This is a genomic window from Thioalkalivibrio sp. AKL7 (assembly GCF_000381705.1).
In the GTDB taxonomy this organism is placed as follows: Bacteria; Pseudomonadota; Gammaproteobacteria; order Ectothiorhodospirales; family Ectothiorhodospiraceae; genus Thioalkalivibrio; species Thioalkalivibrio versutus.
This window is the reverse complement of record NZ_KB906950.1, coordinates 270139-295405: the sequence shown is the minus strand read 5'-3', so window position 1 is coordinate 295405 and position 25267 is coordinate 270139. Positions and strand designations below refer to the sequence as shown.

Below are 25267 nucleotides of genomic sequence, written 5' to 3'. Positions count from 1 at the left end.
GTCTCCTTGTGGATCGCTTTTCTTCGTGTCTTCGTCCGCTTCGTGGTGCGCAAGGCCCGCGCCCGGTAGAATCGCGGCATGACTGACACCCTGCTTGAAAGCCACATCCCCGACCTCGAACTCGTCCATCGCGGCAAGGTGCGCGATCTCTATGCGGTGGACGCCGACCACTGGCTGATGGTCACCACCGACCGCCTGTCCGCCTTTGACGTGATCCTGCCCACGGCCGTGCCGGAGAAGGGCCGGGTGCTGACCGAGATCACGCAATTCTGGATGCACAAGGTGGAACGCGAGCTGGGCATCCCCAACCAGCTGACCGAGATCCCGCTGGAACAGGTGATCCCGGACCCGGCCATTCGTGCCCCGCTTGAAGGACGCAGCCTGGTGATTCGCCGGCTCGAGGCCCTGCCGGTGGAGGCGGTGGTACGCGGCTACCTGATCGGCTCCGGCTGGAAGGACTACCAGGCCAGCGGCGCGGTCTGCGGCATCCCGCTCCCGGCCGGCCTGGAGCTCGCCTCGAAACTCCCGGAGGCGATCTTCACCCCCAGCACCAAGGCCGACGTCGGCGACCACGACGCCAATATCGACTTCGATTCCGTGGTAGCGACCATCGGCGAAGAACGAGCGCGTCAGGTGCGTGATGCAGCACTCTCGATCTACGCGATGGCGCGCGACTACGCGGCCGAGCGCGGCATCATCATCGCCGACACCAAGTTCGAGTTCGGCGTCGATGCCGCCGGCACCCTGCATCTGATCGACGAGGTCCTGACCCCGGACTCCTCGCGCTTCTGGCCGGCCGACCGCTACGCGCCAGGCACCAGCCCCGAGTCCTTCGACAAGCAATACGTACGCGACTACCTGGAGACCCTGGACTGGAACAAGCAGGCGCCCGGCCCCGAGCTGCCCGCGGAAGTGGTGGAACAGACCGCGGCGCGCTATCGCGAGGCCCTGGAGCGCCTGACCCGCGACGCATGAGCCCGACACAGACAGGAGCGTCCCCGCAGGGCCTGTTCGTCACCGGCACCGACACCGGCGTCGGCAAAACCTTCGTCAGCTGCGCGCTGCTGGAACTCTGGCGGGATCGTGGGCTGCGGCCACAACCGCGCAAGCCGGTGGAATCCGGCTGCCCGCCGGGCCCGGATGGGCTGCGGCCCGAGGACGGGATGAACCTGACCCGCGCGGCGGGCCTTCCGGACGCCGCCATCGAGCAGGTCACGCCCTGGCGCTTCCCCGATGCCATCGCCCCGGACCAGGCCGCCGCGAACCAGGGCGTGCGCCTGACGATCGCGGAGCTGGCCGCGGCCTGCGCCCCCGACGGCACGGGCCCGCGGCTGGTGGAGGGTGCGGGGGGCTTCTACTCGCCGCTGTGTGCCGATGGGCTGAACGCGGACCTCGCCGAGGCCCTCGGGCTGCCGGTCCTGCTGGTGGCGGAGGACCGGCTGGGCACGCTGAACACCTGCCTGCTGACCCTGGAGGCCCTGGAACGACGCGGCCTGCAACTGGCCGGGATCGTGCTGAACCGGCGCCGGGTGGATGCCGACCCGCGCCTCGACAATGCGGCCGCGCTGCGTTCACGCACGAGCCCCCCGATCATCGAGTCAGCGGAAGGAATCACCCGCGCGGCGCTGACTCAGAAGCTCTCCACCTCGAAGTTGTCCGGGCGCACGCCGCCGGAGGACTCACGCTCCTGACCGCGGTCCTCGGAGGCCGCAGGGGCTTCCTCTTCGTCAACACGGAACCCGGCCAGGGTCTCGCGCAGGGCACGGGTTCCCTCGCGGTCGACGCGGCGGGTCTCGATGATATGCACCGGGCGCTGGGACTCGCCGTAGTACGCCTCGTTGAAGTCGTCGCGCACCGTCATGCGCGAGCCGGACAAACTCATGCCCAGGTAGGCACCCCGCGCCCGCGAGTAGGACAGGAAGTCGGCCGTCGGGGTGGCACTCCGGCCCGCGCCGACCGGACCGGCAGCCACCGAGGCGTCGCCCCCCAGACGGATCGCGGACCCGAACATCGAGTCCACCGCATCCTGGGTGCGCGCGACCATCACCACCTCGGCGGCATCACCACCGAACTGCATGCCGAAGCTGACCGAACCGAGGGAGTAGAACGCCACCGGCGAATAATCGCCGCGCTCGTCGTCCCAGGCCAGGAACACGCCGATGCCGCCGGAGCCTCCGATCAGGAAGGCCCCGCGAGCCACGCGCGGGAAGATCACCACGCCGCGGGCGTCGCGCAAGTCCTCTTTAAGGGACTCGTACTCGGGGTGGGTGGCCATGTTCTCCACCGTCGCCTGGGCGCGATCGATGATGTCCTGCGGATCGATCTCGCGGCTGAACGGGTTCGCGTGAGCGCTCCCCACCATGGCGGCAAACACCAGCGTCGTCAGGCAGACAAGGATCAGTCGTTGCATCGTGGAAACCTCCAGAAAGGCCAAGGGAGACGCAGCCGCGCGAATGCGTCGGCGTCTCCCTAACGAATACATTCATCATGGCACAAAAAAAGGGGGCCGAAGCCCCCTTTTTCGTGCTGCAATCCGCAGGATCAGTTGACCTTGGGATCCAGCTCGCCGGACAGGTAGCGCTTGACCATGTCGTCCAGGGAGATCGGCTTGATCTTGGACGCCATGCCGGCGCAACCGAAGGCCTCGTAACGGGCCTGGCAGAGGTCCTTCATCGCGGCAGTCGAAGCCTTCAGGAACTTGCGCGGATCGAATTCCTTCGGGTTCTCGGCCAGGAACTTGCGCACCGCACCGGTGGAGGCCATGCGCAGGTCGGTGTCGATGTTGACCTTGCGCACGCCGTGCTTGATGCCTTCCTGGATCTCTTCGACCGGCACGCCGTAGGTCTCGCCCATGTCGCCGCCGTACTTGTTGATGATCTGCAGCCACTCCTGCGGAACGGAGGAGGAGCCGTGCATGACCAGATGGGTATCCGGGATGCGGGCGTGGATCTCCTTCACGCGCTGGATGGCCAGGATGTCACCGGTCGGCGGACGGGTGAACTTGTAGGCGCCGTGGGAGGTACCGATGGCGATCGCCAGGGCGTCGCACTTGGTGTTCTTCACGAAGTCGGCGGCCTCGTCCGGGTCGGTCAGCAGCTGGTCGTGGGACAGCTGGCCCTCGGCGCCGGAACCGTCTTCCTCGCCGGCCATGCCGGTTTCCAGGGAGCCCAGGCAACCCAGCTCGCCTTCCACGGACACGCCACAGGCGTGAGCGATCTCGGAGACCTTGGCGGTCACGTCACGGTTGTAGTCGTAAGAAGCCGGGGTCTTCATGTCAGGCATCAGGGAGCCGTCCATCATCACCGAGCTGAAGCCGGACTGGATGGAGCGCAGGCAGACTGCCGGCTCGGAGCCGTGATCCTGGTGCAGCACAACCGGGATGTCCGGGTACTGCTCGATGGCGGCGATGATGTTGTGGCGCAGGAAGGGCTCGCCGGCGTACTTGCGGGCACCGGCGGAGGCCTGAATGATCACCGGGGAGTCGACCGCAGCGGCCGCTTCCATGATCGAATGGACCTGTTCCATGTTGTTGGCGTTGTACGCCGGCATGCCATAGCCATGCTCGGCGGCATGGTCCAGAAGCTGGCGAAGTGAGATTAGAGCCATGGATTCCTCCTTACGGGATTCGGACTGAGGTAGTGAAAAAGTCGATTATCTGGTTGGCGACTGCGGGCGGTGCGCGGTTCAGGCCAGTTCGCCGACGCGCACGATCTTCATGGCGTTGGTGCCGCCATGCTCGCCCTGCAGGTCGCCCTTGGTAATGATGACCAACTCGCCATCCTGCACGACGCCCTCGGCCTTGAGCAAGTTCACCGCCTCACGGTTCACGCTTTCGTGGCTCTCGGGGATCGGCTTCAGGGTCACCGGATAGACGCCGCGATAAAGCGTCATGCGGCGGCTGGTCGATTCGTGCTGGGTGAGCGCGTAGATCGGGATGCCCGAGCTGATGCGCGACATCCACAGCGCCGTGGACCCGGACTCGGTCAGCGCGGCGATCGCGGAGACATCGAGATGGTTGGCGGTATACATGGTGGCCATCGCGATGGCCTCGTCGACCCGGCCGAAGGTCGAATCCATGCGATGGTCCGACTGGCGTGCGGCGCGCTGGCGCTCGGCAGCCTCGCAGATCCGGTCCATGCTGGTGACCACGCGCGCAGGATAACGCCCGGTCGCGGTCTCGCCAGAGAGCATCACCGCATCCGTGCCGTCCAGCACCGCGTTGGCCACGTCGAATACCTCGGCGCGGGTCGGGATGGGGTTCTGGATCATGGTCTCCATCATCTGGGTCGCAGTGATGACCAGACGATTGAGGCTGCGCGCGCGCGTGATCAGGGTCTTCTGCACCCCCGGGAGCTCGGCGTCACCGATCTCCACGCCCAGATCGCCGCGGGCGATCATGATGACCTCCGAGGCGGCGATGATCTCGTCGATCACCTCCAAGGCCTCGGAGCGCTCGATCTTGGCGCAGATCCCGGCCTCCCAGCCGGCATCCTTCAACAGGCCCCGCGCCAGGTGCAGGTCCTGGGCGGAACGCGGGAACGAGACGGCCAGGTAGTCCACCTGCAGCTCGGCCGCCAGGCGGATATCGTCGCGGTCCTTGTCCGTAATCGCGGGCGCAGACAGGCCGCCGCCCTGGCGGTTGATGCCCTTGTTGTTGGACAGCTCGCCGCCGACCTCGACGGTGGTCTCGATCCGGCTGCCATTGACCGCCGTGACCTTGAGCACGATACGACCGTCATCCAGCAGCAGGATGTCGTCCGTGCGCACGTCGTCCGGGAGGTCCTTGTAGGTCAGGCCGACCTGGGTGGCATCGCCCGCGTCGCGATCCAGCTCGGCATCCAGCGCGAAGGGCGCGCCCTCTTCCAGCTGCACCTTGCCCTGCTGGAAGCGGTCGATGCGGATCTTGGGGCCCTGCAGGTCGCCCAGGACACCGACGCAACGGCCGGCGCGCTCGGAGGCGGCCCGCAGCCGCGCCAGGCGCTGGCGGTGGTCATCCGGATCGCCATGCGAGAAATTCAACCGGACCACATCCACACCGGCCCGGATGATGGCCTCCATGGCCTCGTCGCTGTCCGTTGCCGGCCCCAGCGTGGCTACGATCTTGGTACGTCTCATCCGCGCGTGTCTCCGTCAGCGGGGAAGGACAAGGGCCTCAGCCCTTGGCCCGTTCTTCCAGGATGGCGACGGCCGGCAGGGTCTTGCCCTCGAGGAACTCGAGGAAGGCGCCGCCGCCGGTGGAGATGTAGCTGATGCGATCCGCCAGGTTGTACTTGTCGATCGCGGCCAGGGTGTCGCCACCCCCGGCGATGGAGAACGCATTGCTCTCGGCGATCGCCTCGCCCAGGGCCTTGGTGCCGCCGGCGAACTGATCGAACTCGAACACGCCCACCGGGCCGTTCCAGACGATGGTGCCGGCATTGCGCAGGGCCTCGGCGTAGGTGGCCGCGGTCTCGGGGCCGACGTCGAAGATCATGTCGTCGTCCGCAACGGCGTCCACGGCCTTGGTCTCGGCCGGGGTGGATTCGGAAAACTCCTTGCCCACGGTCACGTCGGTCGGGACCGGGATCTCGCCGCCCTTGGCGCGGGCGGCCTCCATCAGGCGCTTGGACTCATCGACCAGATCCGCCTCGTACAGCGACTTGCCGACACCATGGCCCTGGGCCGCGATAAAGGTGTTGGCGATGCCGCCACCGACGATCAGCTGATCGACCACCTTGGACAGCGACTCCAGCACGGTCAGCTTGGTCGAGACCTTGGAGCCACCGACGATTGCCACCAGCGGGCGCTTCGGGGTCTCCAGGGCCTGCCCCAGGGCCTCCAGCTCCTTGGCCAGCAACGGGCCGGCGCAGGCCTGCGGGGCGAATTTGGCCACGCCATGGGTGGAGGCCTGGGCGCGGTGGGCGGTACCGAAGGCGTCCATCACGAACACGTCGCACAGCGCCGCGTACTTCTTGGCCAGCGCCTCGTCGTCCTTCTTCTCGCCGGCGTTGAAGCGCACGTTCTCGAGCAGGATCACCTCGCCCGGCTTGGCATCCACGCCGTCGAGGTAATCCCGAACCAGGCGCACTTCGCGACCGAGCAGGCCACCCATATGCTCGGCGACCGGGGCCAGAGAGTCCTCCTCGGAGAACTCGCCCTCGGTCGGGCGGCCCAGATGCGACATCAGCATCACGGCCGCGCCGGCGTCCAGGGCCTTCTGCACGGTCTCGAGGCTCGCGCGGATACGGGCGTCGGAGGTGACCTTACCGCCCTTCACCGGGACGTTGAGATCCTGACGCACCAGCACACGGCGACCCTGCAGGTCGAGATCGGTCATCTTGATGACAGACATGGGAGTACCTCTCGAAATACGGTTGGAAAGAGAAAAGGCTTCGGGCAAGCCCCCGCAGGGACTGGCCCCAGACCTCTTGGACCCAGGCAATGCAAATGGCCGGACCCCGAGGGGCCCGGCCATCCGGCCTTACTTGGCGACGTGCTCCACCATGCGCAGCATGTTGCAGGTGTAGCCGTACTCGTTGTCGTACCAGGCGACGACCTTCACGAAGGTCGGGTCCAGCTGGATGCCGGCGCCGGCGTCAAACACGGACGGGGCGGTGTAGCCACGGAAGTCGGTGGAGACCACCAGGTCTTCGGTGTAGCCCAGCACGCCCTTCAGCTCGCCCTCGGAGGCCTTCTTCATGGCGGCGCAGACGTCGTCGTAGTTGGCGTCGCTGTTGAGCTCCACGGTGAGGTCGACCACCGACACGTCGGAGGTCGGCACGCGGAAGGCCATGCCGGTCAGCTTGCCGTTCAGTTCCGGCAGCACCTTGCCCACGGCCTTGGCGGCACCGGTGGAGGACGGGATGATGTTCTCCAGGATGCCGCGGCCCCCGCGCCAGTCCTTCATGGACGGGCCATCGACGGTCTTCTGGGTCGCCGTGGCGGCGTGCACGGTGGTCATCAGACCACGCTTGATGCCGAACTTGTCGTTCAGCACCTTGGCCACCGGGGCCAGGGCGTTGGTGGTGCAGGACGCGGCAGAGACCATGGTCTGGCCGGCGTACTCACCATGGTTCACGCCAAAGACGAACATCGGGGTGTCGTCCTTGGACGGCGCGGACATCACGACCTTCTTGGCGCCGGCGTCCAGATGCTTCTGGGCGGTCTCGGCGGTCAGGAACAGACCGGTGGATTCGATCACGATGTCGGCGTCGATATCGCCCCACTTCAGCGCGGCCGGATCCTTTTCGGCGGTCAGGCGGATGCGGTTGCCGTTCACCACCAGGTCGTTGCCGTCGACGCTGACGTCGCCTTCGAAGCGGCCATGGACCGAGTCATAACGCAGCATGTAGGCCAGGTATTCCGGATCCAGCAGGTCGTTGATGCCGACCACCTGGAGGTTCGGGAAATCCTTGGCGATGGCACGGAAAGCCATGCGGCCGATACGACCGAAGCCGTTGATACCAACCTTGATAGACATGAGAGTCTCCTCTTTATTGCTTAAGCGAAATCGAATTCGGGCTCAGCCGTTCAGCACGTCACGTGCGACCTGGGCGACGTTCTCCGGCTTGAAACCGAAGTAATCGAGCAGGGCACCACCCGGGGCGGATTCGCCGAAGCGATCCAGGCCAAACACCGCGCCGTCGAGGCCGGTGAACTTGTGCCAGGTCGTGGTCGCGCCGGCCTCGATGGCGACACGGGCGCGCACGGCCTTCGGCAGCACGGCCTCGCGGTAGGCCGGATCCTGCTGGTCGAACAGCTCGACACAGGGCATGGAGACCACGCGGACCTTCTTGCCCTCGCCGCTCAGCACGTCGGCGGCCTGCACGGCCAGTTCAATCTCGGAACCGGTGGCGATGAAGATCAGGTCCGGGGTGCCGTCGCAATCCTTCAGCACGTAACCGCCGCGGGCGATGTTGGCGAGCTGCTCGCCGTCACGCTCCATGTGCGGCAGGCCCTGACGCGACAGGATGAACGCGGACGGGCCGTCGGTACGCTCGATGCCGGCCTTCCAGGCGACGGCGGTCTCGACCGCATCACAGGGGCGCCAGACGTTCAAGTTCGGGATCAGACGCAGGCTCGGGGTCTGCTCGATGGGCTGGTGGGTCGGGCCGTCTTCGCCGAGACCGATGGAATCGTGGGTCAGCACGTACATCACGCGCTGCTTCATCAGCGCGGACATGCGGATGCCGTTGCGGGCGTAGTCGGAGAAGATCAGGAAGGTACCGCCGTACGGGATAAACCCGCCGTGCAGGGCGATGCCGTTCATGATTGCGGCCATGCCGAACTCGCGCACGCCGTAGAAGACGTAGTTGCCGGCGGCGTCGTCACGGGTGACGCCCTTGGACCCGCCATACATGGTCAGGTTGGAGCCGGCCAGGTCGGCGGAACCGCCCAGCAGTTCCGGAACGGCCGGGGCCATCCCGGCGATCGCGTTCTGCGAGGCCTTGCGCGAGGCGACCTTCTCGGCCTTCTCGATGGTCTGCTTGATATAGGCGTTGGCCTTCTCGCTCCAGTCAGCCGGCAGATCACCGGCAATCCGGCGCTCGAACTCGGCGGCCAGTTCCGGATGGGCGGCCTTGTAGGCGGCGAAGCGTTCCTTCCACTCGGTCTCGGCCTTGGCACCCTTGTCCTTCGCGCTCCAGCCCGCGTAGATGTCGTTCGGGATCTCGAACGGGCCGTGCTCCCAGCCCAGTTCCTTGCGGGTCAGGGCGACCTCGTCGTCGCCCAGGGCGGCGCCGTGGCACTCTTCCTTGCCGGACTTGTTGGGGGAGCCGAAGCCGATCACGGTCTTGCAGCAGATCAGGCTCGGCTTGTCGCTGTTCTGGCGGGCCTCCTCGATCGCGGCCTTGACCGCGTCGGCGTCGTGGCCATCCACGCCGCGCACCACGTGCCAGCCGTAGGCCTCGAAGCGCCCCGGGGTGTCGTCGGTGAACCAGCCCTCGACCTCGCCGTCGATGGAGATGCCGTTGTCATCCCAGAACGCGACCAGCTTGCCCAGGCCCAGGGTGCCGGCCAGCGCGCAGGTCTCGTGGGAGATCCCTTCCATCATGCAGCCGTCGCCAAGGAAGGCGTAGGTGTTGTGGTCGACGATGTCGTGGCCCGGCTGGTTGAAGTGGGCGGCCATCATCTTCTCGGCCAGCGCCATGCCGACCGCGTTGGAGATGCCCTGGCCGAGCGGACCGGTGGTGGTCTCGACACCGGCGGTGTAGCCGTATTCCGGGTGGCCCGGGGTCTGCGAGTGCAGCTGACGGAACTGCTTGATCTCGTCCATCGGCAGGTCGTAGCCGCTCAGATGCAGCAGCGAGTAGACCAGCATGGAGCCGTGACCGTTGGACATCACGAAGCGGTCGCGATCCGGCCAGCTCGGGTTCGCCGGGTTGTGCTGCATGTAGTCGTTCCACAGCACCTCGGCGATGTCCGCCATCCCCATCGGCGCTCCCGGGTGACCGGAATTGGCCTTCTGAACTGCGTCCATCGAAAGGGCGCGGATGGCGTTGGCAAGCTCTCTACGGGTCGGCATGCTGATCTCCTGCTCTAAGTAGTATTGGGTTCGGCTGATGGCGGGCGGCGGCGCGAGGCGCCAGCGGCGGCAGACCCGGACGAGTCGACCGAACGAGGGCTCACCAGTACCGGCCGGCGCGCCAGCGCACGGCGGTGGCCCGAGCAGCCTGCGGGAGCGGACCCTTACTCGGCCACGCGAACGCGCGGCGGGCAGCACTCCCCATCAAAGGCGGTGCATTTTGGCCACTTTCGGGCACCGGGGCAAGTCGGCCCCAAACCGCGCCACGCTGCGCCCTCGCCGCCGGCCGGGGCACCGATGCCCTGACGATCGCGGAGGAGGGGCTTAGAAAAATCCTGCGAGTCGCGTTACACTAGAGGTCGTTTTGCGCAAAACTAAATCGAAACGACCCAAAAGGAACGCTTAATGTCCAACGACTATATCTTTACTTCGGAATCTGTCTCTGCCGGTCACCCCGACAAAATGGCCGACCTGGTGTCCGACACCATCGTCGACGCCATCATCGAGCAGGACCCGCATGCACGTATCGCCTGCGAGACCGCCACCAAGACCGGCATGGTCATGCTGCTGGGCGAGATCACCACTGGCGCGCAGATCGACTACGAGCGCCTGGTGCGCGACACCGTCGTCGAGATCGGCTACAACGATTCCGACGTCGGCTTCGACGGCAAGACCTGCGCCGTGCTGAACGTGCTGGGCGAGCAGTCCCAGGACATCGCCATGGGTGTGGACCGCGACGTCTCCGACCGCGCCACCCAGGGCGCTGGCGACCAGGGCCTGATGTTCGGCTACGCCGCGCGCGAGACCGACACCCTGATGCCCGCCCCGATCTTCTACGCCCACAAGATGGTGCGCATCCAGTCCGAACTGATGAAGAGCGGCAAGCTGCCGTGGCTGCGTCCGGACGCCAAGAGCCAGGTCTCCCTGCGCTATGAAAATGGCAAGCCGGCCGGTCTGGACGCCGTGGTCCTGTCGACCCAGCACAGCCCGGACATCTCGCAGAAGGATCTGAAGGAAGCGATCTACGAAGAGATCTTCAAGAAGGTCCTGCCGGCTGAATGGCTGAGCCAGGTCGCCGACGACAAGCTCCACATCAACCCGACCGGCAAGTTCGAGATTGGCGGCCCGGTGGGCGACGCTGGCCTGACCGGCCGCAAGATCATCGTCGACACCTACGGCGGCATGGCCCGTCACGGTGGTGGCGCGTTCTCCGGCAAGGACCCGTCCAAGGTGGACCGTTCCGCAGCCTACGCCGGTCGCTATGTGGCCAAGAACATCGTTGCCGCCGGCCTGGCCGAGAAGTGCGAGATCCAGGTCTCCTACGCCATCGGCGTGGCCGAACCGACCTCGATCACGATCGACACCTTCGGCACCGGCAAGCTGGACGATCGCAAGATCGAAGGCTTTGTACGCGAAGTGTTTGATCTGCGCCCGTGGGGCCTGATCCAGATGATGGATCTGCTGCGTCCGATCTACAAGGCGACTGCCGCCTACGGTCACTTCGGCCGCGAAGATGTCGACCTCCCCTGGGAGCGTACCGACAAGGCCGAGGAACTCAAGAAGATGGCGGGCCTCTAAGAGTCTCCGACACTTCTTAGAAGAAATACCCATCCGGCTGAGGAGCGCTGCAGCGGTTTTACCGTCAGGCTCAGCCGGATGCACCCTGAAACATGAACACGGCGCTCATCCAGATAAACGGAGAAGTTGATCCATGAATGCTGTGATGAACGACAAAAAGACCACCGATTACGTCGTCAAGGACATTAACCTTGCCGAATTCGGCCGCAAGGAAATTGCGATTGCCGAGACCGAAATGCCCGGTCTGATCCAGACTCGCGAAGAGTACGCGGCCTCCAAGCCGCTGAAGGGCGCCAAGATTGCCGGCTCCCTGCACATGACCATCCAGACCGCGGTGCTGATCCAGACCCTGGAAGCCCTGGGTGCCGACGTGCGCTGGGCCTCCTGCAACATCTACTCCACCCAGGACCACGCCGCGGCCGCAATTGCCGACGCCGGCACCCCGGTCTTCGCCGTGAAGGGCGAAACCCTGGAAGAGTACTGGGACTACTGCCACCGCATCTTCGAATTCGACGGCGGCGCCAACATGATCCTGGACGATGGCGGTGACGCCACGCTGCTCCTGCACATCGGCGCCAAGGCCGAGAAGGACCAGTCGGTCATCTCCAACCCGGAGAACGAAGAAGAAGTCGCCCTGTTTGCCTCGATCAAGGATCGCCTGGCCAAGCAGCCGACCTGGTACTCCGAGCAGCTCGCCAAGATCAAGGGCGTGACCGAAGAGACCACCACCGGTGTGCATCGCCTGTACCAGATGGCGAAAGACGGCGAACTGGCCTTCCCGGCGATCAACGTCAATGACTCGGTCACCAAGTCCAAGTTCGACAACCTGTACGGCTGCCGCGAGTCCACCGTGGACTCCATCAAGCGCGCCACCGACGTCATGATCGCCGGCAAGATCGCCGTGGTCTGCGGCTACGGTGACGTCGGCAAGGGTGCCGCCCAGTCGCTGGCCGGCCTCGGTGCCACCGTGTGGATCACCGAAATCGACCCGATCTGCGCCCTGCAGGCCGCCATGGAAGGTTTCCGCGTCGTCACGATGGAAGACGCGGCCGACAAGGCCGAGATCTTTGTCACCGCGACCGGTAACAAGGACGTGATCACCGAAGATCACATGACCCGCATGAAGAACCAGGCCATCGTCTGCAACATCGGTCACTTCGACTCCGAGATCGCCGTGGCCGCGATGCGCAAGTACGAGTGGGAGAACATCAAGCCGCAGGTTGACCACATCATCCTGCCGAATGGCAACCGGATCATCATGCTGGCCGAAGGCCGTCTGGTGAACCTGGGCTGCGGTACCGGCCATCCGAGCTTCGTGATGTCCAACTCCTTCACCAACCAGACCCTGGCTCAGATCGAGCTGTGGACCAAGGGTGACCAGTACGACAAGAACGTCTTCGTGCTGCCGAAGCACCTGGACGAGAAGGTCGCACAGCTGCACCTGTTCAAGCTGGGCGCCAACCTGACCCGTCTTACCGACGATCAGGCGAAGTACCTGGGTATGTCGGCGGATGGCCCGTTCAAGCCGGAACACTACCGCTACTGATCGGCCAGCCTCACATTTCAATTCGTTGGTAATGTGAACGCCGAGGCGGGCCGCATGTTCGTGCGGTCCGCCTTCTTTATGTCTGGAGGACAAACATGTCTGCACAAGAACGCGTCTACAGCGTTGAATTTTTCCCGCCCAAGGACGAGGCCGGAGCCGAACGCCTGGCCAAGGCCCGCAAGCGTCTGGGCGCACTGAATCCCGAGTTCTATTCCGTCACCTTCGGCGCCGGGGGATCCACCCGCGACCGCACCCTGGAGACGGTCCGGGACATCATCGACAACGATGGCATCCCCGCCGCCCCGCATGTCTCCTGCATTTCGTCGACCAAGGACGAGCTGCGGGACCTGCTGTCGACCTACCGCGATTCCGGGGTCAAGCGCATTGTGGCGCTGCGCGGCGACCTGCCGTCCGGCACCAAGCATTCCGGCGGTGATTTCCGTTATGCCTCCGAGCTGGTGGAGTTCGTCCGCGCCGAGTTCGGCGACCAGTTCAAGATCGAGGTCGCGGCCTATCCGGAGTTCCATCCGCAGGCCCCGAATGCCGAGAAGGACCTGGAGAACTTCAAGACCAAGGTGGATGCTGGCGCCGACGCCGCGATCACCCAGTACTTCTACAATCCGGACGCCTACGTGGCCTTCATGGAACGGGTAGAAAAGATGGGCATCACAATCCCGATCATTGCCGGGATCATGCCGATCACCAACTACACCCAGATCGTGCGCTTCTCCGAGATGTGCGGCGCCGAGATCCCGCGCTACATCCGCAAGCGGATGGAGGCTTATGGCGACGACAAGGAATCGATCCGCAAATTCGGGATCGAGGTCGCCACGCGTCTGACCGACGACCTGCTCGATAACGGCGCGCCTGGAATCCACTTCTATTCGATGAACCAGGCCGGACCGACCGAACAGATCTGGAAGGCCCTGGACCTCGACAACCGGAAGTAGACGGCATGCGCTGCCCCCGGCTGCTGCTCGAATCCGAGGCACTGGCCGCGGGGCAGTCGCTCCCCGCCCCACAGGACCGGCTGCATTACGCCACCACCGTCCTGCGTCTGAAAAGCGGTGCCCCCTGCCGCGTCTTCGACGGCCTCGGCAACGAATTCGACGCGACCCTCGAACTCACCGACCGACGCCACGGCACCTTCCATCTGGGCGAACGTGCCGCCGCCCCGACCCATCCCGCGTTTCCGATCCACCTGCTGCAGGGCGTGGCCCGCGGCGACCATATGGACCTGGCCATTCAGAAGGCCGTGGAGCTCGGCGTACAGTCCATCCGCCCGGTGCTGTGCGAACGCTCGCGTTCGGCTGCCGCCCACAAGGGACTGGAGAAACGCCAGCGGCACTGGCAGGGCATCCTGCAGGCCGCTGTGGAGCAATGCGGCCGCAATGAACTGCCCGCGCTACATCAACCGGCCCTGCCCGCGGCCGCACTCGCGGAATGCCCGGACAGCCTCGGGCTGCTCGCCGAGGAAGGCGCGCCCGGGCTGGACGACCGCCTGGTCGCCCAGGGGCACCCGCCCGGCGCAGTGGCGCTGTATATCGGACCGGAAGGGGGGCTAACGCCTGCGGAGCGCGAGCAGGCCCGGGCAGGTGGATTTCTGGGCGTCGGCATGGGCCCGCGGACCCTGCGCACCGAGACGGCCGCAATGGCCCTGATCACCCTGGTACAGGCGCGTCTCGGGGACCTTCGAGGCTAGTCACAACAGGCGGGAACCGCCCCGGTGGGGTCGTCTCGAGTCGCCGCCACACTGATCAGGCTGGCTGCGTCTCCGCAAGCTCGAGCAGACGCTGCTCGAGGGTATCCAGTCGAAGCAAGTGAGTCGTCACGCCCGAGGCCTTCACCCGCCAGGACCACGGAGTGGCGTCGACGTCCTCCAGCGCATAGATATTCTGCGCGGTGATCTGCACCGGATGCGGCGTACCGCGAACCTCCAGGGCATAAAACGGCAGGTGATCCGGCTGCATCACCGCCTGCATCACCAGAAGCCGGGTGAACCGCCGGCGATCCTCGCCGCTGTCGCGGCCCGGATCCAGCAACTGGTTCACGTTGATCACCGGCACTTGCACGTCCTGCCAGACCAGGCTGGGCTGCAGCCAGGGGACATCCGGATGCTCGGATTCCTGCTGGACGGCCCCGGCGCGGGTGGTCACCTCGAGAAAGGCGCTGCGCGGGAGCAGGATGGAGCCGCTATCCAGCTGAACGATCACCGCCTCGACGGCCTGACCCTGTGCTTCCTCGCTCATGCCGGTATCCCTTCGAGTTGCTCGCGGATCGCGTTCAGCAGGTCATTCTCCAGATACGGTTTCCCGAGATAACCGTTGACCCCGAGACGGTTGGCGCGCTCGCGGTGCTTGGTCCCGCTGCGCGAGGTGATCATGATGATGGGCACCCGCCCGAAGTCCGGATGATCGCGCACGTGGGCGGCGAACTCGAAGCCGTCCATGCGCGGCATCTCCACGTCCAGCAGGATCAGCTGCGGGCGCCGCTCGTCCAGCAGGCCCACCGCATCGAGACCGTCACGGGCCGTGACCACGTCGTAGCCGTGGCGCGTCAGCAGGCGCGCGGTGACCTTGCGAATGGTAATCGAGTCATCCACCACCATGATCCGTTGCGCGCTCGCCGTCTCGCCAACAGCCTGCGGCGTCTCCGCCAGGGACGCCGTCGCGGAGGCAAACCTGACCAACATGCTCAGATCAAGAATCAGCATGACCGAACCATCGCCCTGGAGGGTGGCACCGGCCACACCCGGGATACGACTGAGGACCGGGCCCACCGACTTCACCACAACCTCCTGACTACCCAGCAGGCCGTCAATGCGCAACGCGATACGCTGATCATCGGCGCGCACGAGCAACAACGGGAACGGATGATCCGGCAAGTGTTCGACGCCCGCCTGACTCTCCACACCCATCAAGTCACCGAGCCCGCGCACTGCGTAGTCCTGACCGATGTAGTTGTAGATTGCCTCGTCGTCCCGGCGATCGATCTCCTCGGCACGCGCGCGAACCACACCCTCCACCGAGGCCATCGGGACGGCAAAGGTTTCTTCGCCCACCTGCACCAGCAAGGCCTGCGAGATCGCCAGGGTGAACGGCAGGCGCATGGTGAAACGCGAGCCCTTGCCTGGCGTCGACTGGATCTCCAGCGTGCCGCCCAGCTGTTTCACGTCGCTGTTCACCACGTCCAGGCCAACGCCGCGCCCCGCCACCTGCGAGACCTCGGCGGCGGTGGAGAAACCGGACTGCAGGATGAGCTGCAGGGCCTGGGCATCCGTGACCTCGGCATCCGCTGCAATGAGCCCGCGCTCCACCGCGCGCGCCCGGATCGCCTCGGCATCGATGCCCCGACCGTCATCCGTGACCTGCAACCGGATTTCGCTCCCGGACTGCTCCAGACTGACATCGATCTGGCCCTGCGCCGGCTTGTGTGCCTGTTCCCGTTCGGCAGCGCCTTCGATGCCGTGCGCAATGGCATTGCGCAGCAGGTGCTCCAACGGCGACACCAGGCGTTCCAGCAGGGCACGGTCCAGCTCGGCCCCCTGGCCGGTGAACTCGACGCGGACCTGTTTTCCCAGGTCCTCGCCCGCCTGGCGTACCACCCGCCGTAGCCGCGGCGCCATACGCGCGAAACGCACCATGCGCTGACGCATCAACTGGTCCTGCAGATCGGTCCCCACCCGCCGCTGCTGCAGAAGGATGCCCCCGGCATTCTGCAACTCGTCACCGACTTCCTGCTTCAGGGCCTCGAGGTCACTCACACTCTCGGCGAGCGCGCGGGACAGCTGCTGGATGCCGGAATAGCGGTCCATTTCCAGCGGATCGAAGTCGAGGGCGTCCTCGCCACCCTCCTCCTCCACGCGGAACAGGATCTGGGTCTCGGTTTCGATCTCGAGCTTGCGCAGCTGGTCGCGCAGACGGGCGATGGTGCGCTCCAGTTCGTCGACCTGGCTCTCGACCCGCCCAACCGTCTGTTCGAAGCGGCGATGGAAGGTCGCCAGCTCGCCGGCATTGTTCACCAGGCTGTCGAGGACCTCGGCATCCATGCGCACCTGGTCCTGGATCCGCCGGCCCTCGGTCTCCGGCGTCTCGTGGCTGCGCCGGTCCGTCTCCGCTCGGGCCTCCTCGACCTCCAGATCCCTCCCGGAGGTGGCTTCGGCTTCGGAGTCGTCGCTCTCAAACGTATCCGCCTCGGGCTCCGCGTCGGTCGATTCGGCGTCCGCTTCACCCCCGGCCCAGGCGCGCAGCGCGGGCAGCGATTCGCTGGCCGATTCGTCCATCTGCCAGGCCCCGACCCCGCGCTCGACCAAGCGCTGTACGTCGCTCAAGGCCCGCTCGGTAAGCTGGAAGAAGCCGTCGCGCGGCTCCAGACCGGTCTCGGTCTCCACGCTCAATGCACTTTCCAGGGCGTGCGCAATGGCTCCGACCACGGTGAAACCGGCCATGCGGGCGCTGCCCTTCAGGGTGTGCACTTCGCGCTGGAAGGCATTCTGATCGGGCCCGGGGCGCCCCCCAGTCTCGCGCCAGCCATTCAGGGCCGTGAACGCAGACTCGAGGATATCGCGCGCCTCCTCGATGAAGACCTCGGCAAACTCCCAGTCGATCTCCGGTTCCGGTTCCGACTCTGCGGGCGACTCGGTCACATCGAGGTCGTCGAAGTCGGGCGACGCTTCCTCGCTGGCATCATCTTCAGTCCGCAGCAGCTGTTCCGCGGTCGCATTATCCAGCAGGGCATAGACCTCGGGGGCCCAGGGCGGCGGGTCCAGGACCTTGAGCGGGTCCGGTGCCTCGTCGCCGACTGCATCGGCCACATACGCCTCCAGCTGCCGCAGCAACTCGATGGCCTGCGGCGGCAGTGCCCATTCCATGTCGCGATGGATCCGGATCAGCCGTTCGAACGGTCCGCACACCGAATAAATGCCACGGATATCGGCCGTCCGGGCGCTGCCGTTCAGGGTATGCAGCGCCCGCTCGAGGTCATGGTTCGGGACCCGGTCCGGGCGCCACTGGGACTCGTCCAGCCAGCCACGCAGCGCGAGCAGATGGACCTGCGCCTCGGCGGCAAACACCTGCCACAGCTGGGGATCCGTGTCCATGCGAGCGGCCACGGGCTCGGACGGAAGTTCCGGCTCTTCAGCCTCGGCCTCTCCGTCGACAGGACCTTCGAGGGCACCCTCCTCAACGGCGCCGGAATCCTCCCCGACCTCGGCCGCAACATCCGGGGCCATCGTGTCGCCCTCGGTCAGCGCCTCTTCGGTCACCTCGAAGGCATCGGCGGGAAGCTCCAGGGCGTCGAGATCCAGCGGTTCAGCAGACCGCTCAGCCGCCGCCGGCTCTTCCGTCTCCCACGGCGAATCCAGGGTTCCCCCGTGCTCGGACTCGGCGGATTCCGTTTTTTCGGTCGCCGCTGCAAGGGCATCCGGCGGCAGATCGGGCACAAAGGGGCCCGGCTCCTGCAGGAGCTCGTCGGCCGCCTCGTCTTGGTCGGGGGCCGCCGTCTCGGCGCCTTCGAGCGAATCCGGTGCGTCCAGTTCGTCGAGGGTACGCGCCAGGGCCTCGAACTCCGCGTCCGCACCCGGCGGCGCAGCGCGCACAGCCGGCTCATCATCCTCCGCCTCGGCCTCGGCCTCGGGTTCCGGCTCGCCGCCGGCCAGAGCCCGCAGGCGCAAGGCAATGTCCAGAACCGGCGTAACCGGCCCGGTATCGTCACGCACCTCCGCCACCAGTCCGGGCAGGACGCCGATGCCATCCTCAATCACCTGCAACGTGGCGTGGTCCGCCTCCTGGCCGGAATCCAGCTGGCGGTTGAGGAACGACTCCACGGCCCAGGCGAATTCGCCCAGGCGCAAGGCGCCGGCCAACCGCCCCGACCCTTTCAGTGTGTGGAAGGAACGGCGAATGACCGAGAGGCTGTCGAGATCGGCCGGGTTGGCCTGCCAGCGCGGGAAGTGTTCGCCCAGACTGGCTACCTCCTCGTCCGCCTCCTCGAGGAAGATCTCCAGGATTTCCAGGTCGACCTCCGGACCGCGGACCTGCTCCGCCAGCACGGTGTCGTCGAAAGGCAATGAATCGCGACCGGCCGCGGGCAGCGGGCTCGCCGGTTGCACGACAGGCGTGGCATCGGCATCGGCATCGGCATCGGCATCGGCGGCGAGCGTGTCCAATGGCTCTTCGCCAGGTTCGTCGTTGGGTGTGAGATCGAAAGGCGGAGGTTCGGCGAGGCCGGCGGGGTCCAATTCAGCCCCGGTGTCTACCGCCGGCGCATCCGGGACCGCAGCCAGATGAACGGCGGCGACGTCGCCGCCGGAGATCGCACCAATGCGCTGCAGGGCCGCAATCCCCCGCTCGTGGACACTGTCCAGTTCACGCCAGGGCTGTCCGGAAGACTCCAGGGCGACCTCGATACTGCTGAGGACCTCGGCAAGGGCGTCGATCTCGCCTTCGTCGAGTTCGGCCGCTGCCATGCCGGCACGGGAATCGAGATGATGGATCAGCGGGCCCAGCAGGGCGTGCAGGGCCTCGAAGCCGGACATCGACATCGCGCCCTCGATCCGGCGCAGCCCCTCGCGGGCCTCGTCGAGTCCATCGCCTGAGGCGTCCGCGCCGGCATCAAGGAATCCGAGGAAGATGTCGCGGACCCGGCGCACATCCACCAGGGCCTCCTTGTAGACGGCCGCCGCCAGCGCGCGATCGAATTCGGCCTGGGGCGTGGGGCTGGCGCTCTTGCGGCGCAGACCCGATTCCAGCAGGGATTCCAGCGCCAGCAGGTGCTCCGCCAGCACCATGTCGACCTGTTCATCCGCCGCGCCCGCGCGCTCGGGAGTGAGCGATGCCATCAGGGCGTCGGTGTGGTCCTGTCCGGCATCCAGCCCGAGAAGACTGAGCGTCGAGCCAATACGCTCGACCTGCCCGCGCAGGCTCTCGAGGTCGTCGACACCCCGCACCTGTGACCGCATCAAGACATCCAGCCGCTCGCGGACCTCGGCAAGGTCGTCTTCCAGGGCCTGGCGCAGGTTGTCGTAGACCGAACGGCCCACCCCGGTACCGCCTTCCACGAGGCTCAACCGGTCGAGCCCGAATACCTCGCGCACGGCGAGGGTCTGTTCGCCCTCGGAGGTCGCACAGGCAACGTGGAACAGCAGGGTCTTGATCAGGTCGGGCGATGCCTCGTATTCCGGTTCCGATCCGGCATTACCGGCCTCCACATGGGCCGACAAGGCGTTCAGATAGCGTCCGAGTTCGCGATCGACCCGCCCGACCAGTCGGCGCACGTCGGTATCGGCTTCGACACCGCCCTCGGCGACCGCCTCGAGCATCGCACCGGCGACCCAGAACAAGCGCCGGGCCTCGCCCGCCGGAACGGCCTCCTCCACAACGCGGGCGGTCGCCTGCATTCGGGCGGCCGGTTCGGTCGCATCTTCGCCGCGCACCAATTCCAGCAGATCGCGCTGAAAGCGCCGACGCGCCTGTTGCAGCAGCGGGACGCGAGATGTCGGGTCGAGCACATCGCCACCCGAGCCTACACGCTCATCGTCCACTGTCTGCGGGTCCGGCATCAATGCCGCGACATCCAGCAGCAACGAAGCGCCGCGACTGTTGCGCAATTCATTCAGCAGAGGGACGAGGATCATGGGCGACGGCAATTCGCCATCGCCCTCGTTCTCGAGGTAGTCGGGCAGTTGCAGGGCGGCCCGTAGCAGCGGCTCGGTGGCGGCCACATTCGGCTCGTCAGCGCGTTCGATCTGCCCCAGGACCTGCAACATCTCGTCGCAGATCAGGACCACGCTGTCGACCTGGACCATGACCAGGGTGTTGCGGATCTGTTCGACACGACTGCGCGCCTCGGCCAGACAATCGCTACAGCCCGGATCGTCGGAGTACCGTCGCAACGCGTCCTGGACCTCGACAAACAGCTTGTCGAGGTCTTCGCGGACCCAGTTCAGTGCGCTGGATGCCATCGGCCGCGTCCGCCGTCAGGCTCGTTGTTCGTCGGAAGAGGTCGGATCGGAGTCGGAAGCCGGCTCCTCCTCGATCACAGCATCGACACGCTCAGTGGTGCCGCCCGGCTCCGGCAGCTTGAAGTCCGATACCGAGGACTGCAGCTGGGCCGAGAGCTGGGCCAGGTCGCCGATCGCCGCCGCGGTGGACTGGGTCCCCTGCGTGGTCTCGGAGGTGATCTCGCGGATCTGGGCCATGATGGAGGTCACATCCTGCGCCATCTCGGACTGCTTGCGCGCCGACGAGGAGATCCCGTCGATCAGATCCGCCAGATCGCTGGAGACCTGCTCGATCTCGGACAGGGCCTCACCCGCGGCCTGGGCCAGCTCGGCCCCCTGGACCACGTTGGCGGTACTCTGCTCCATGGAACTCACGGCCTCGCTGGTATCCGCCTGGATAGCCTTGACCAGCCCCTCCACCTGACGGGTCGCGCTGGAGGAGCGCTCCGCAAGGCGCTGGACCTCGTCCGCCACCACCGCGAAGCCACGCCCGGCCTCGCCCGCGGCGGAGGCCTGGATCGCGGCATTCAGCGCGAGCACGTTGGTTTGTTCCGCGATGTCGTTGATCAGGCCGATGATGTCGCCAATCTCCTGCGACGATTCACCCAGGCGCTTGATCCGTTTCGCCGTCTCCTGGATTTGTTCGCGGATATTGTCCATGCCCTCGATGGAACGGCGCACGGTGCCCGCCCCGCGGGATGCAATCTCCACCGAGTTACGTGCCACGGAGGCCGACTGTTCGGCATCCTGGGCGACCTTGTCGACCGAGCCCGACACCTCCTCGATCGCGTCGTCCGCGCGCTGGATCTCGCGGGCCTGCTCTTCCGACTTCTCGGCCAGCCCCAGCACCTGGGACCGCGTGGAAGCCGAGGATTCGCTGATATCGGCCGCCACCGTGTTGATGGTCGCGACCAGGGTACGCAGGTTCTCGATCGCGTAGTTCATCGAGTCCGCGATGGCCCCGGTGAAGTCCTCGGTCACCGTCGCGTTGACCGTGAGGTCGCCATCCGCAAGGTTCATCATTTCATCGAGCAGGCGCAGGATTGCCTGTTGGTTGCGTTCGTTCTGCGCCTCGGTCTCCGCCAGCTCGCGCTTGGTATCGCGGTAGAGGAACAGACCCATCGCGATCAGCAGCAGCAGCGCGAGGCCACCGAAGCCGAACCCGATGAGCGCGATCACGCCCGCGCGTTCGGCCTCAACGGTGATGGCGTTTTCGAAGTCACCGGTGGTCTCCAGCATCGCACCACTGCTGGCCTCGACATTGGAGGCCGCCGCATTGACCTCGAACACCTGGGTGGAGGTATCCAGAACGCCTTCCACCGCCTCGCTAAAGGCGACGAACAGCGTGGCGATCTCCATCAGCAAGGCACGCGCTTGCGGGTCATCGACCCGTTCAACCCCCAGCGGGGCGAAACCCTCGATCAGGCCGTCCAGCACGCGGCCGTACAACGTTGCATCACGCTCGAAGCGCTCGATCGCGGGGGCCGCCTCGGCGCCCCCCTGGAGCACGCGACCCAGGCTGTTGGCAATACGCTGAATCAGCATGGTCTGGCGCGCCGCCACATAGACCTGCTCCGGCGGCTCGCCGATCCGGGTCATGCGCCGCACCACATCGTCGGACAGGCGTGAGAGCTCCGGCGAAAACGCGGCCACCGCATCGGAAAATTCCGTGATCAACTGGATATCTGAACGCCCGAGGATGACGGTGTTGATGTTGTCCCGGTACGCCGACCATTCGCGATCCACCGCGGCGATATCCTCTTGCAAGGGTTCCGGAAGTGGCTGCAGGCCGTCACCCCCCTGGCGGATTCGATCCAGGCGGGCCTCGAAGTCATCGCGCAGGGACTGCAGATCGCGGAATCCCTGCTCGGAGCCGGCGGCCGCCTCCAGCGAGCTGGTGGCGAGACGCTGCGACAACAGACGCAAGTCATTGGCCAGCGCGATCCGGTCACGGTACTGACTCTGCTCGTACTCGTGGTAGGTAAAGGCCCCGCCTGTCGCGATCAGGGCCAGCACCAGCAAGCCCCCGAGGACGAAGTTACGTGCGCGACGACTCGATCCCATCAGTTCATACTCCCTGTCGCAGCACCGCGAACCCCGTCATCAGACGGTAGCTGCGGACTGTTCGCTATTGGATGCACCGGCCAAGCCCGTGCCGGTAAAGCGATTGTTGTCATTGAGTAGCAGGTCCAGATCCAGCACCGGGTGCAACCGGTGCCCCAGATCGAACCCGCCGGTAATGAACGGGCGGACGGCCTCGGGGACCGAGACCTCCAGGCGCCGCTGGGAAGGGATGCAACGGCGCATCCCCTCGACCTGGCTGACCAGAAGCCCGGCCATGCCCTGGCCCTGAGGCGCCACCACGATGCGCTGCCCGGTCGCGTCGTCCGGCAATGGCCGGTCCAGCAGCAGCCTGCCCATGTCGAAGACCGGCAGCACCAGCCCCCGCAGATTGCCCACGCCGAGCACGGCGGAATCCGCCAGCGGCACGCGGGTCAGCGCCATCGGGTCGGCGACCTCCGCGATCGAATCCATATCGACCAGGAAGCGGAAATCGCCAACCCGTAACAGGACGCCGCGCCAGCCGGTGCCGATGTCCCGCCGCAGTTCGCGATTGACGCGGCGCCCTTCACGATCAAGGCTCGCAATCAGCGCAAACGGCGAGGACAGGTCGGTCTTCATGCCGACAGATATTTCCCGATGGTGGCCAGCAGGTCCTTCTCGACCACTGGCTTGGTGATGTAGTCGCGAGCCCCCTGACGCATCGCCCAGACCCGGTCGGTAGCCTGATCCTTGGTGCTGACCACAACCACCGGGACATGCGCGGTTTCATCCGCCTGGGAAAGCTGGCGCGTGGCCTGGAAGCCATTCAGGCCCGGCATCACCACATCCATCAGGACCAGATCCGGCACCTGCGACTTGGCGGCGGCCACCCCATCCTCGCCGCTCTCGGCGGTGGTCACCGAGTGCCCGTTTTTCTCGAGCATGGTGCGCAGGACATGGATTTCGGTCGGCGAATCGTCAACGATCAGAATGCGGGCCATGGGGTTCGTCTTTCCTTGGTTAGTGTGCAGTGGCGACGCTGTGCATCACGCCGCAGGACTGGCGTATCGGCGCATGGCGCCCAGGAGGTCATCCCGGGTAAACGGCTTGGTGAGGTAGTCCTCCGACCCCACAACGCGCCCCTTCGCCTTGTCGAACACGCTGTCCTTGCTCGACAGCATGATGATCGGCGTGGCACGGAATTCCCTGTTGTTCTTGATCAGTGCGCAGGTCTGGTAGCCATCCAGGCGCGGCATCATGACGTCGATGAAGATAATGTCCGGGCGCGACTGCGCGACCTTGGACAGCGCCTCGAAGCCGTCCACGGCGGTAATGACTTCGGCCCCGTGCTTCTGCAGCAAGGATTCGGCGGTACGCCGAATGGTCTTGCTGTCATCGATCACCATGACCTTGAGCCCCTGAAACTCGATGGCCGAGTCCGCTTCGGCAAGCGCGTTAGACACCTTTTCCCCCTGAGGTCATTTCGCCCCGAATCTAGCGGAACCGGGGCTCTGTGACAAACAGCACACAATGATATTGCATACCGGGGGCCGCAATGCGCGCGGCGCTGATCCAGCTTGCGGGGTCACCGACGGCCCCGGCGGGCATGGCATACTCCCCGGAACATCCCGTTCGCGCGAGGCAACGTGGCCCAGAATATCGCCATCCTGATGGACCCGATCACGGGTATCAAACCGTGGAAGGACACCACCTTCGCCATGATGCTGGCGGCACAGGCCCGCGGGCATCGCCTCCACTACCTGGAGCCGGCCGACCTGTGGATCGAGGCGGGCCGGGCGGCGGCCCGGAGCCGCCCGATCGAGGTGCACGACCGGCGCGAGGACTTCTTCACCCTGGGCGAACCCGTGACGGGTCCGGCGGCGCGCTTCGACCTGCTGCTGATGCGCAAGGACCCGCCGTTCGATCTGGAGTACATCTACGCGACCTACGCCCTCGAGCTCGCCGAGGGCGACGGCGTACGGGTATCGAACCGCCCGCAGGCCCTGCGCGATGTCAACGAGAAGGCCTTTACCGCCCACTTCCCCCAGTGCTGCCCGCCCACCTTGATTACCCGTGACCGGGGCCGGATCCGCGCCTTCCTCGAGGCGCAGGGAGACATCGTGGTCAAGCCGCTGGACGGTATGGGCGGGGCCTCGATATTCCGTGTCCGCGAGGGCGACCCGAACACCTCGGTGATCCTCGAGACCATCACCGAGTTCGACCAGCGCAGCGTGGTCGCGCAGCGCTTCCTGCCGGAGTTCACCGCCGGGGACAAGCGCATCATCCTGATCGGTGGCGAGCCCTACGACCACGCCCTGGCCCGCATCCCGGCCGCGGGCGAAAGCCGCGCCAACCTGGCCGCCGGCGGCCGGGGCGAGGCCGTGCCCCTGACCGAACGCGATCGCTGGATCTGCCGCGAAATCGCCCCGGAGCTGAAGGCCCGCGGGCTGGACTTCGTCGGCATCGACGTGATCGGGGACTCCCTGACCGAGATCAACGTCACCAGTCCTACCGGTGTCCGCGAACTGGACGCGGCAGGCGGCGACGATCTGGCCGGACAGTACATCGACTACCTCACTCGCCCGACCGAAGGATGAGC

Annotated in this window: 19 protein-coding genes and 1 riboswitch; of the genes, 7 read left to right on the top strand and 12 right to left on the bottom strand. The window is 66.0% G+C overall.

Annotated features, from left to right (window positions below; all coding sequences use genetic code 11):
- The first annotated feature begins 78 nt into the window (after nt 1-78).
- Together G315_RS0108400 and bioD are read left to right on the top strand one after the other, a co-directional pair.
- Nucleotides 79-975 carry a phosphoribosylaminoimidazolesuccinocarboxamide synthase gene (locus tag G315_RS0108400; RefSeq protein WP_019612311.1) on the top strand — a complete coding sequence of 299 codons (897 nt, stop codon included), beginning with the start codon at nt 79-81 and terminating at the stop codon, nt 973-975.
- A complete protein-coding gene (bioD, locus tag G315_RS0108395; protein WP_019612310.1) occupies nt 972-1691 on the top strand; it encodes a dethiobiotin synthase in 720 nt (239 codons plus the stop codon). The genes G315_RS0108400 and bioD overlap by 4 nt, the downstream gene beginning before the upstream one ends.
- Here the strand turns inward: bioD and G315_RS0108390 are convergent.
- The 6 genes from G315_RS0108390 to tkt all read right to left on the bottom strand — a co-directional run bounded on the left by G315_RS0108390 (nt 1631) and on the right by tkt (nt 9502).
- On the bottom strand, nt 1631-2410 hold the full coding sequence (locus G315_RS0108390; RefSeq protein WP_026338851.1) for a lipid-binding SYLF domain-containing protein: 780 nt from the start codon (nt 2408-2410) through the stop codon (nt 1631-1633). The two genes, bioD and G315_RS0108390, sit on opposite strands and share 61 nt — an antisense overlap.
- Before the next feature lie 131 nt (nt 2411-2541).
- A complete protein-coding gene (gene fba, locus G315_RS0108385) occupies nt 2542-3606 on the bottom strand; it encodes a class II fructose-bisphosphate aldolase (RefSeq protein WP_018145142.1) in 1065 nt (354 codons plus the stop codon).
- Nucleotides 3607-3684: 78 nt separating this feature from the next.
- The gene (gene pyk, locus G315_RS0108380) at nt 3685-5115 is read right to left on the bottom strand and encodes a pyruvate kinase (RefSeq protein ID WP_018145141.1); all 1431 of its coding nucleotides are present in this window, start codon (nt 5113-5115) and stop codon (nt 3685-3687) included.
- Between the two features lie 37 nt (nt 5116-5152).
- Nucleotides 5153-6331 (bottom strand): phosphoglycerate kinase, encoded by a 1179-nt coding sequence (locus G315_RS0108375; protein WP_018145140.1) that lies wholly within the window; start codon nt 6329-6331, stop codon nt 5153-5155.
- Nucleotides 6332-6460: 129 nt separating this feature from the next.
- Nucleotides 6461-7459: a type I glyceraldehyde-3-phosphate dehydrogenase gene (gene gap, locus G315_RS0108370; RefSeq protein ID WP_018145139.1), complete on the bottom strand. Its 999-nt coding sequence runs from the start codon at nt 7457-7459 to the stop codon at nt 6461-6463.
- A gap of 42 nt (nt 7460-7501) precedes the next feature.
- Nucleotides 7502-9502 carry a transketolase gene (gene tkt / locus G315_RS0108365; RefSeq protein ID WP_026338850.1) on the bottom strand — a complete coding sequence of 667 codons (2001 nt, stop codon included), beginning with the start codon at nt 9500-9502 and terminating at the stop codon, nt 7502-7504.
- A 405-nt stretch (nt 9503-9907) separates the two neighbouring features.
- On the opposite strand from tkt, the gene metK reads away from it, so the two are divergent.
- The 4 genes from metK to G315_RS0108345 all read left to right on the top strand — a co-directional run bounded on the left by metK (nt 9908) and on the right by G315_RS0108345 (nt 14328).
- A complete protein-coding gene (metK, locus tag G315_RS0108360) occupies nt 9908-11080 on the top strand; it encodes a methionine adenosyltransferase (protein ID WP_018145137.1) in 1173 nt (390 codons plus the stop codon).
- Nucleotides 11081-11113: 33 nt separating this feature from the next.
- Nucleotides 11114-11194, top strand: a riboswitch (S-adenosyl-L-homocysteine riboswitch).
- 19 nt (nt 11195-11213) lie between these two features.
- Nucleotides 11214-12626 (top strand): adenosylhomocysteinase, encoded by a 1413-nt coding sequence (gene ahcY / locus G315_RS0108355; RefSeq protein ID WP_018145136.1) that lies wholly within the window; start codon nt 11214-11216, stop codon nt 12624-12626.
- A gap of 95 nt (nt 12627-12721) precedes the next feature.
- Entirely contained in the window at nt 12722-13576 is an 855-nt protein-coding gene (gene metF / locus G315_RS0108350; protein WP_018145135.1) for a methylenetetrahydrofolate reductase [NAD(P)H], read from the top strand.
- A 5-nt stretch (nt 13577-13581) separates the two neighbouring features.
- A complete protein-coding gene (locus G315_RS0108345; RefSeq protein ID WP_019612307.1) occupies nt 13582-14328 on the top strand; it encodes a 16S rRNA (uracil(1498)-N(3))-methyltransferase in 747 nt (248 codons plus the stop codon).
- Between the two features lie 55 nt (nt 14329-14383).
- Here the strand turns inward: G315_RS0108345 and G315_RS0108340 are convergent, their stop codons facing one another.
- Genes G315_RS0108340 through pilG form a run of 6 tightly spaced genes read right to left on the bottom strand, consistent with a single transcriptional unit; the run spans nt 14384 to nt 24131 of the window.
- Entirely contained in the window at nt 14384-14875 is a 492-nt protein-coding gene (locus tag G315_RS0108340; protein ID WP_018168944.1) for a hypothetical protein, read from the bottom strand.
- Nucleotides 14872-20586: an Hpt domain-containing protein gene (locus tag G315_RS0108335; protein ID WP_019612306.1), complete on the bottom strand. Its 5715-nt coding sequence runs from the start codon at nt 20584-20586 to the stop codon at nt 14872-14874. Before G315_RS0108335 ends, G315_RS0108340 begins: the two co-directional genes overlap by 4 nt.
- Nucleotides 20587-20601: 15 nt before the next feature.
- Nucleotides 20602-22689, bottom strand: a complete 2088-nt coding sequence (locus G315_RS0108330) for a methyl-accepting chemotaxis protein (protein WP_026338849.1) — start codon at nt 22687-22689, stop codon at nt 20602-20604.
- Between the two features lie 39 nt (nt 22690-22728).
- Nucleotides 22729-23307, bottom strand: a complete 579-nt coding sequence (locus G315_RS0108325) for a chemotaxis protein CheW (RefSeq protein ID WP_018145130.1) — start codon at nt 23305-23307, stop codon at nt 22729-22731.
- The gene (locus G315_RS0108320; protein WP_018145129.1) at nt 23304-23669 is read right to left on the bottom strand and encodes a PleD family two-component system response regulator; all 366 of its coding nucleotides are present in this window, start codon (nt 23667-23669) and stop codon (nt 23304-23306) included. The genes G315_RS0108325 and G315_RS0108320 overlap by 4 nt, the downstream gene beginning before the upstream one ends.
- Nucleotides 23670-23714: 45 nt before the next feature.
- Nucleotides 23715-24131 (bottom strand): twitching motility response regulator PilG, encoded by a 417-nt coding sequence (gene pilG, locus G315_RS0108315; RefSeq protein WP_018145128.1) that lies wholly within the window; start codon nt 24129-24131, stop codon nt 23715-23717.
- Nucleotides 24132-24314: 183 nt separating this feature from the next.
- Here pilG and gshB point away from each other — a divergent pair, with 183 nt between their 5' ends.
- Nucleotides 24315-25265, top strand: a complete 951-nt coding sequence (gene gshB / locus G315_RS0108310; RefSeq protein ID WP_019612304.1) for a glutathione synthase — start codon at nt 24315-24317, stop codon at nt 25263-25265.
- Nucleotides 25266-25267: the final 2 nt, after the last annotated feature.

Bases quoted from the DNA above. Each gene is read 5' to 3' on its own strand.
- metK (WP_018145137.1), top strand. From the start codon at position 9,908: ATGTCCAACGACTATATCTTTACTTCGGAATCTGTCTCTGCCGGTCAC.
- metF (WP_018145135.1), top strand. From the start codon at position 12,722: ATGTCTGCACAAGAACGCGTCTACAGCGTTGAATTTTTCCCGCCCAAG.
- G315_RS0108375 (WP_018145140.1), bottom strand. From the start codon at position 6,331: ATGTCTGTCATCAAGATGACCGATCTCGACCTGCAGGGTCGCCGTGTG.
- pyk (WP_018145141.1), bottom strand. From the start codon at position 5,115: ATGAGACGTACCAAGATCGTAGCCACGCTGGGGCCGGCAACGGACAGC.
- bioD (WP_019612310.1), top strand. From the start codon at position 972: ATGAGCCCGACACAGACAGGAGCGTCCCCGCAGGGCCTGTTCGTCACC.
- G315_RS0108340 (WP_018168944.1), bottom strand. From the start codon at position 14,875: ATGAGCGAGGAAGCACAGGGTCAGGCCGTCGAGGCGGTGATCGTTCAG.
- G315_RS0108400 (WP_019612311.1), top strand. From the start codon at position 79: ATGACTGACACCCTGCTTGAAAGCCACATCCCCGACCTCGAACTCGTC.
- G315_RS0108325 (WP_018145130.1), bottom strand. From the start codon at position 23,307: ATGAAGACCGACCTGTCCTCGCCGTTTGCGCTGATTGCGAGCCTTGAT.
- ahcY (WP_018145136.1), top strand. From the start codon at position 11,214: ATGAATGCTGTGATGAACGACAAAAAGACCACCGATTACGTCGTCAAG.
- gap (WP_018145139.1), bottom strand. From the start codon at position 7,459: ATGTCTATCAAGGTTGGTATCAACGGCTTCGGTCGTATCGGCCGCATG.
- tkt (WP_026338850.1), bottom strand. From the start codon at position 9,502: ATGCCGACCCGTAGAGAGCTTGCCAACGCCATCCGCGCCCTTTCGATG.
- G315_RS0108320 (WP_018145129.1), bottom strand. From the start codon at position 23,669: ATGGCCCGCATTCTGATCGTTGACGATTCGCCGACCGAAATCCATGTC.
- fba (WP_018145142.1), bottom strand. From the start codon at position 3,606: ATGGCTCTAATCTCACTTCGCCAGCTTCTGGACCATGCCGCCGAGCAT.
- G315_RS0108390 (WP_026338851.1), bottom strand. From the start codon at position 2,410: ATGCAACGACTGATCCTTGTCTGCCTGACGACGCTGGTGTTTGCCGCC.
- G315_RS0108330 (WP_026338849.1), bottom strand. From the start codon at position 22,689: ATGGGATCGAGTCGTCGCGCACGTAACTTCGTCCTCGGGGGCTTGCTG.
- G315_RS0108345 (WP_019612307.1), top strand. From the start codon at position 13,582: ATGCGCTGCCCCCGGCTGCTGCTCGAATCCGAGGCACTGGCCGCGGGG.
- G315_RS0108335 (WP_019612306.1), bottom strand. From the start codon at position 20,586: ATGGCATCCAGCGCACTGAACTGGGTCCGCGAAGACCTCGACAAGCTG.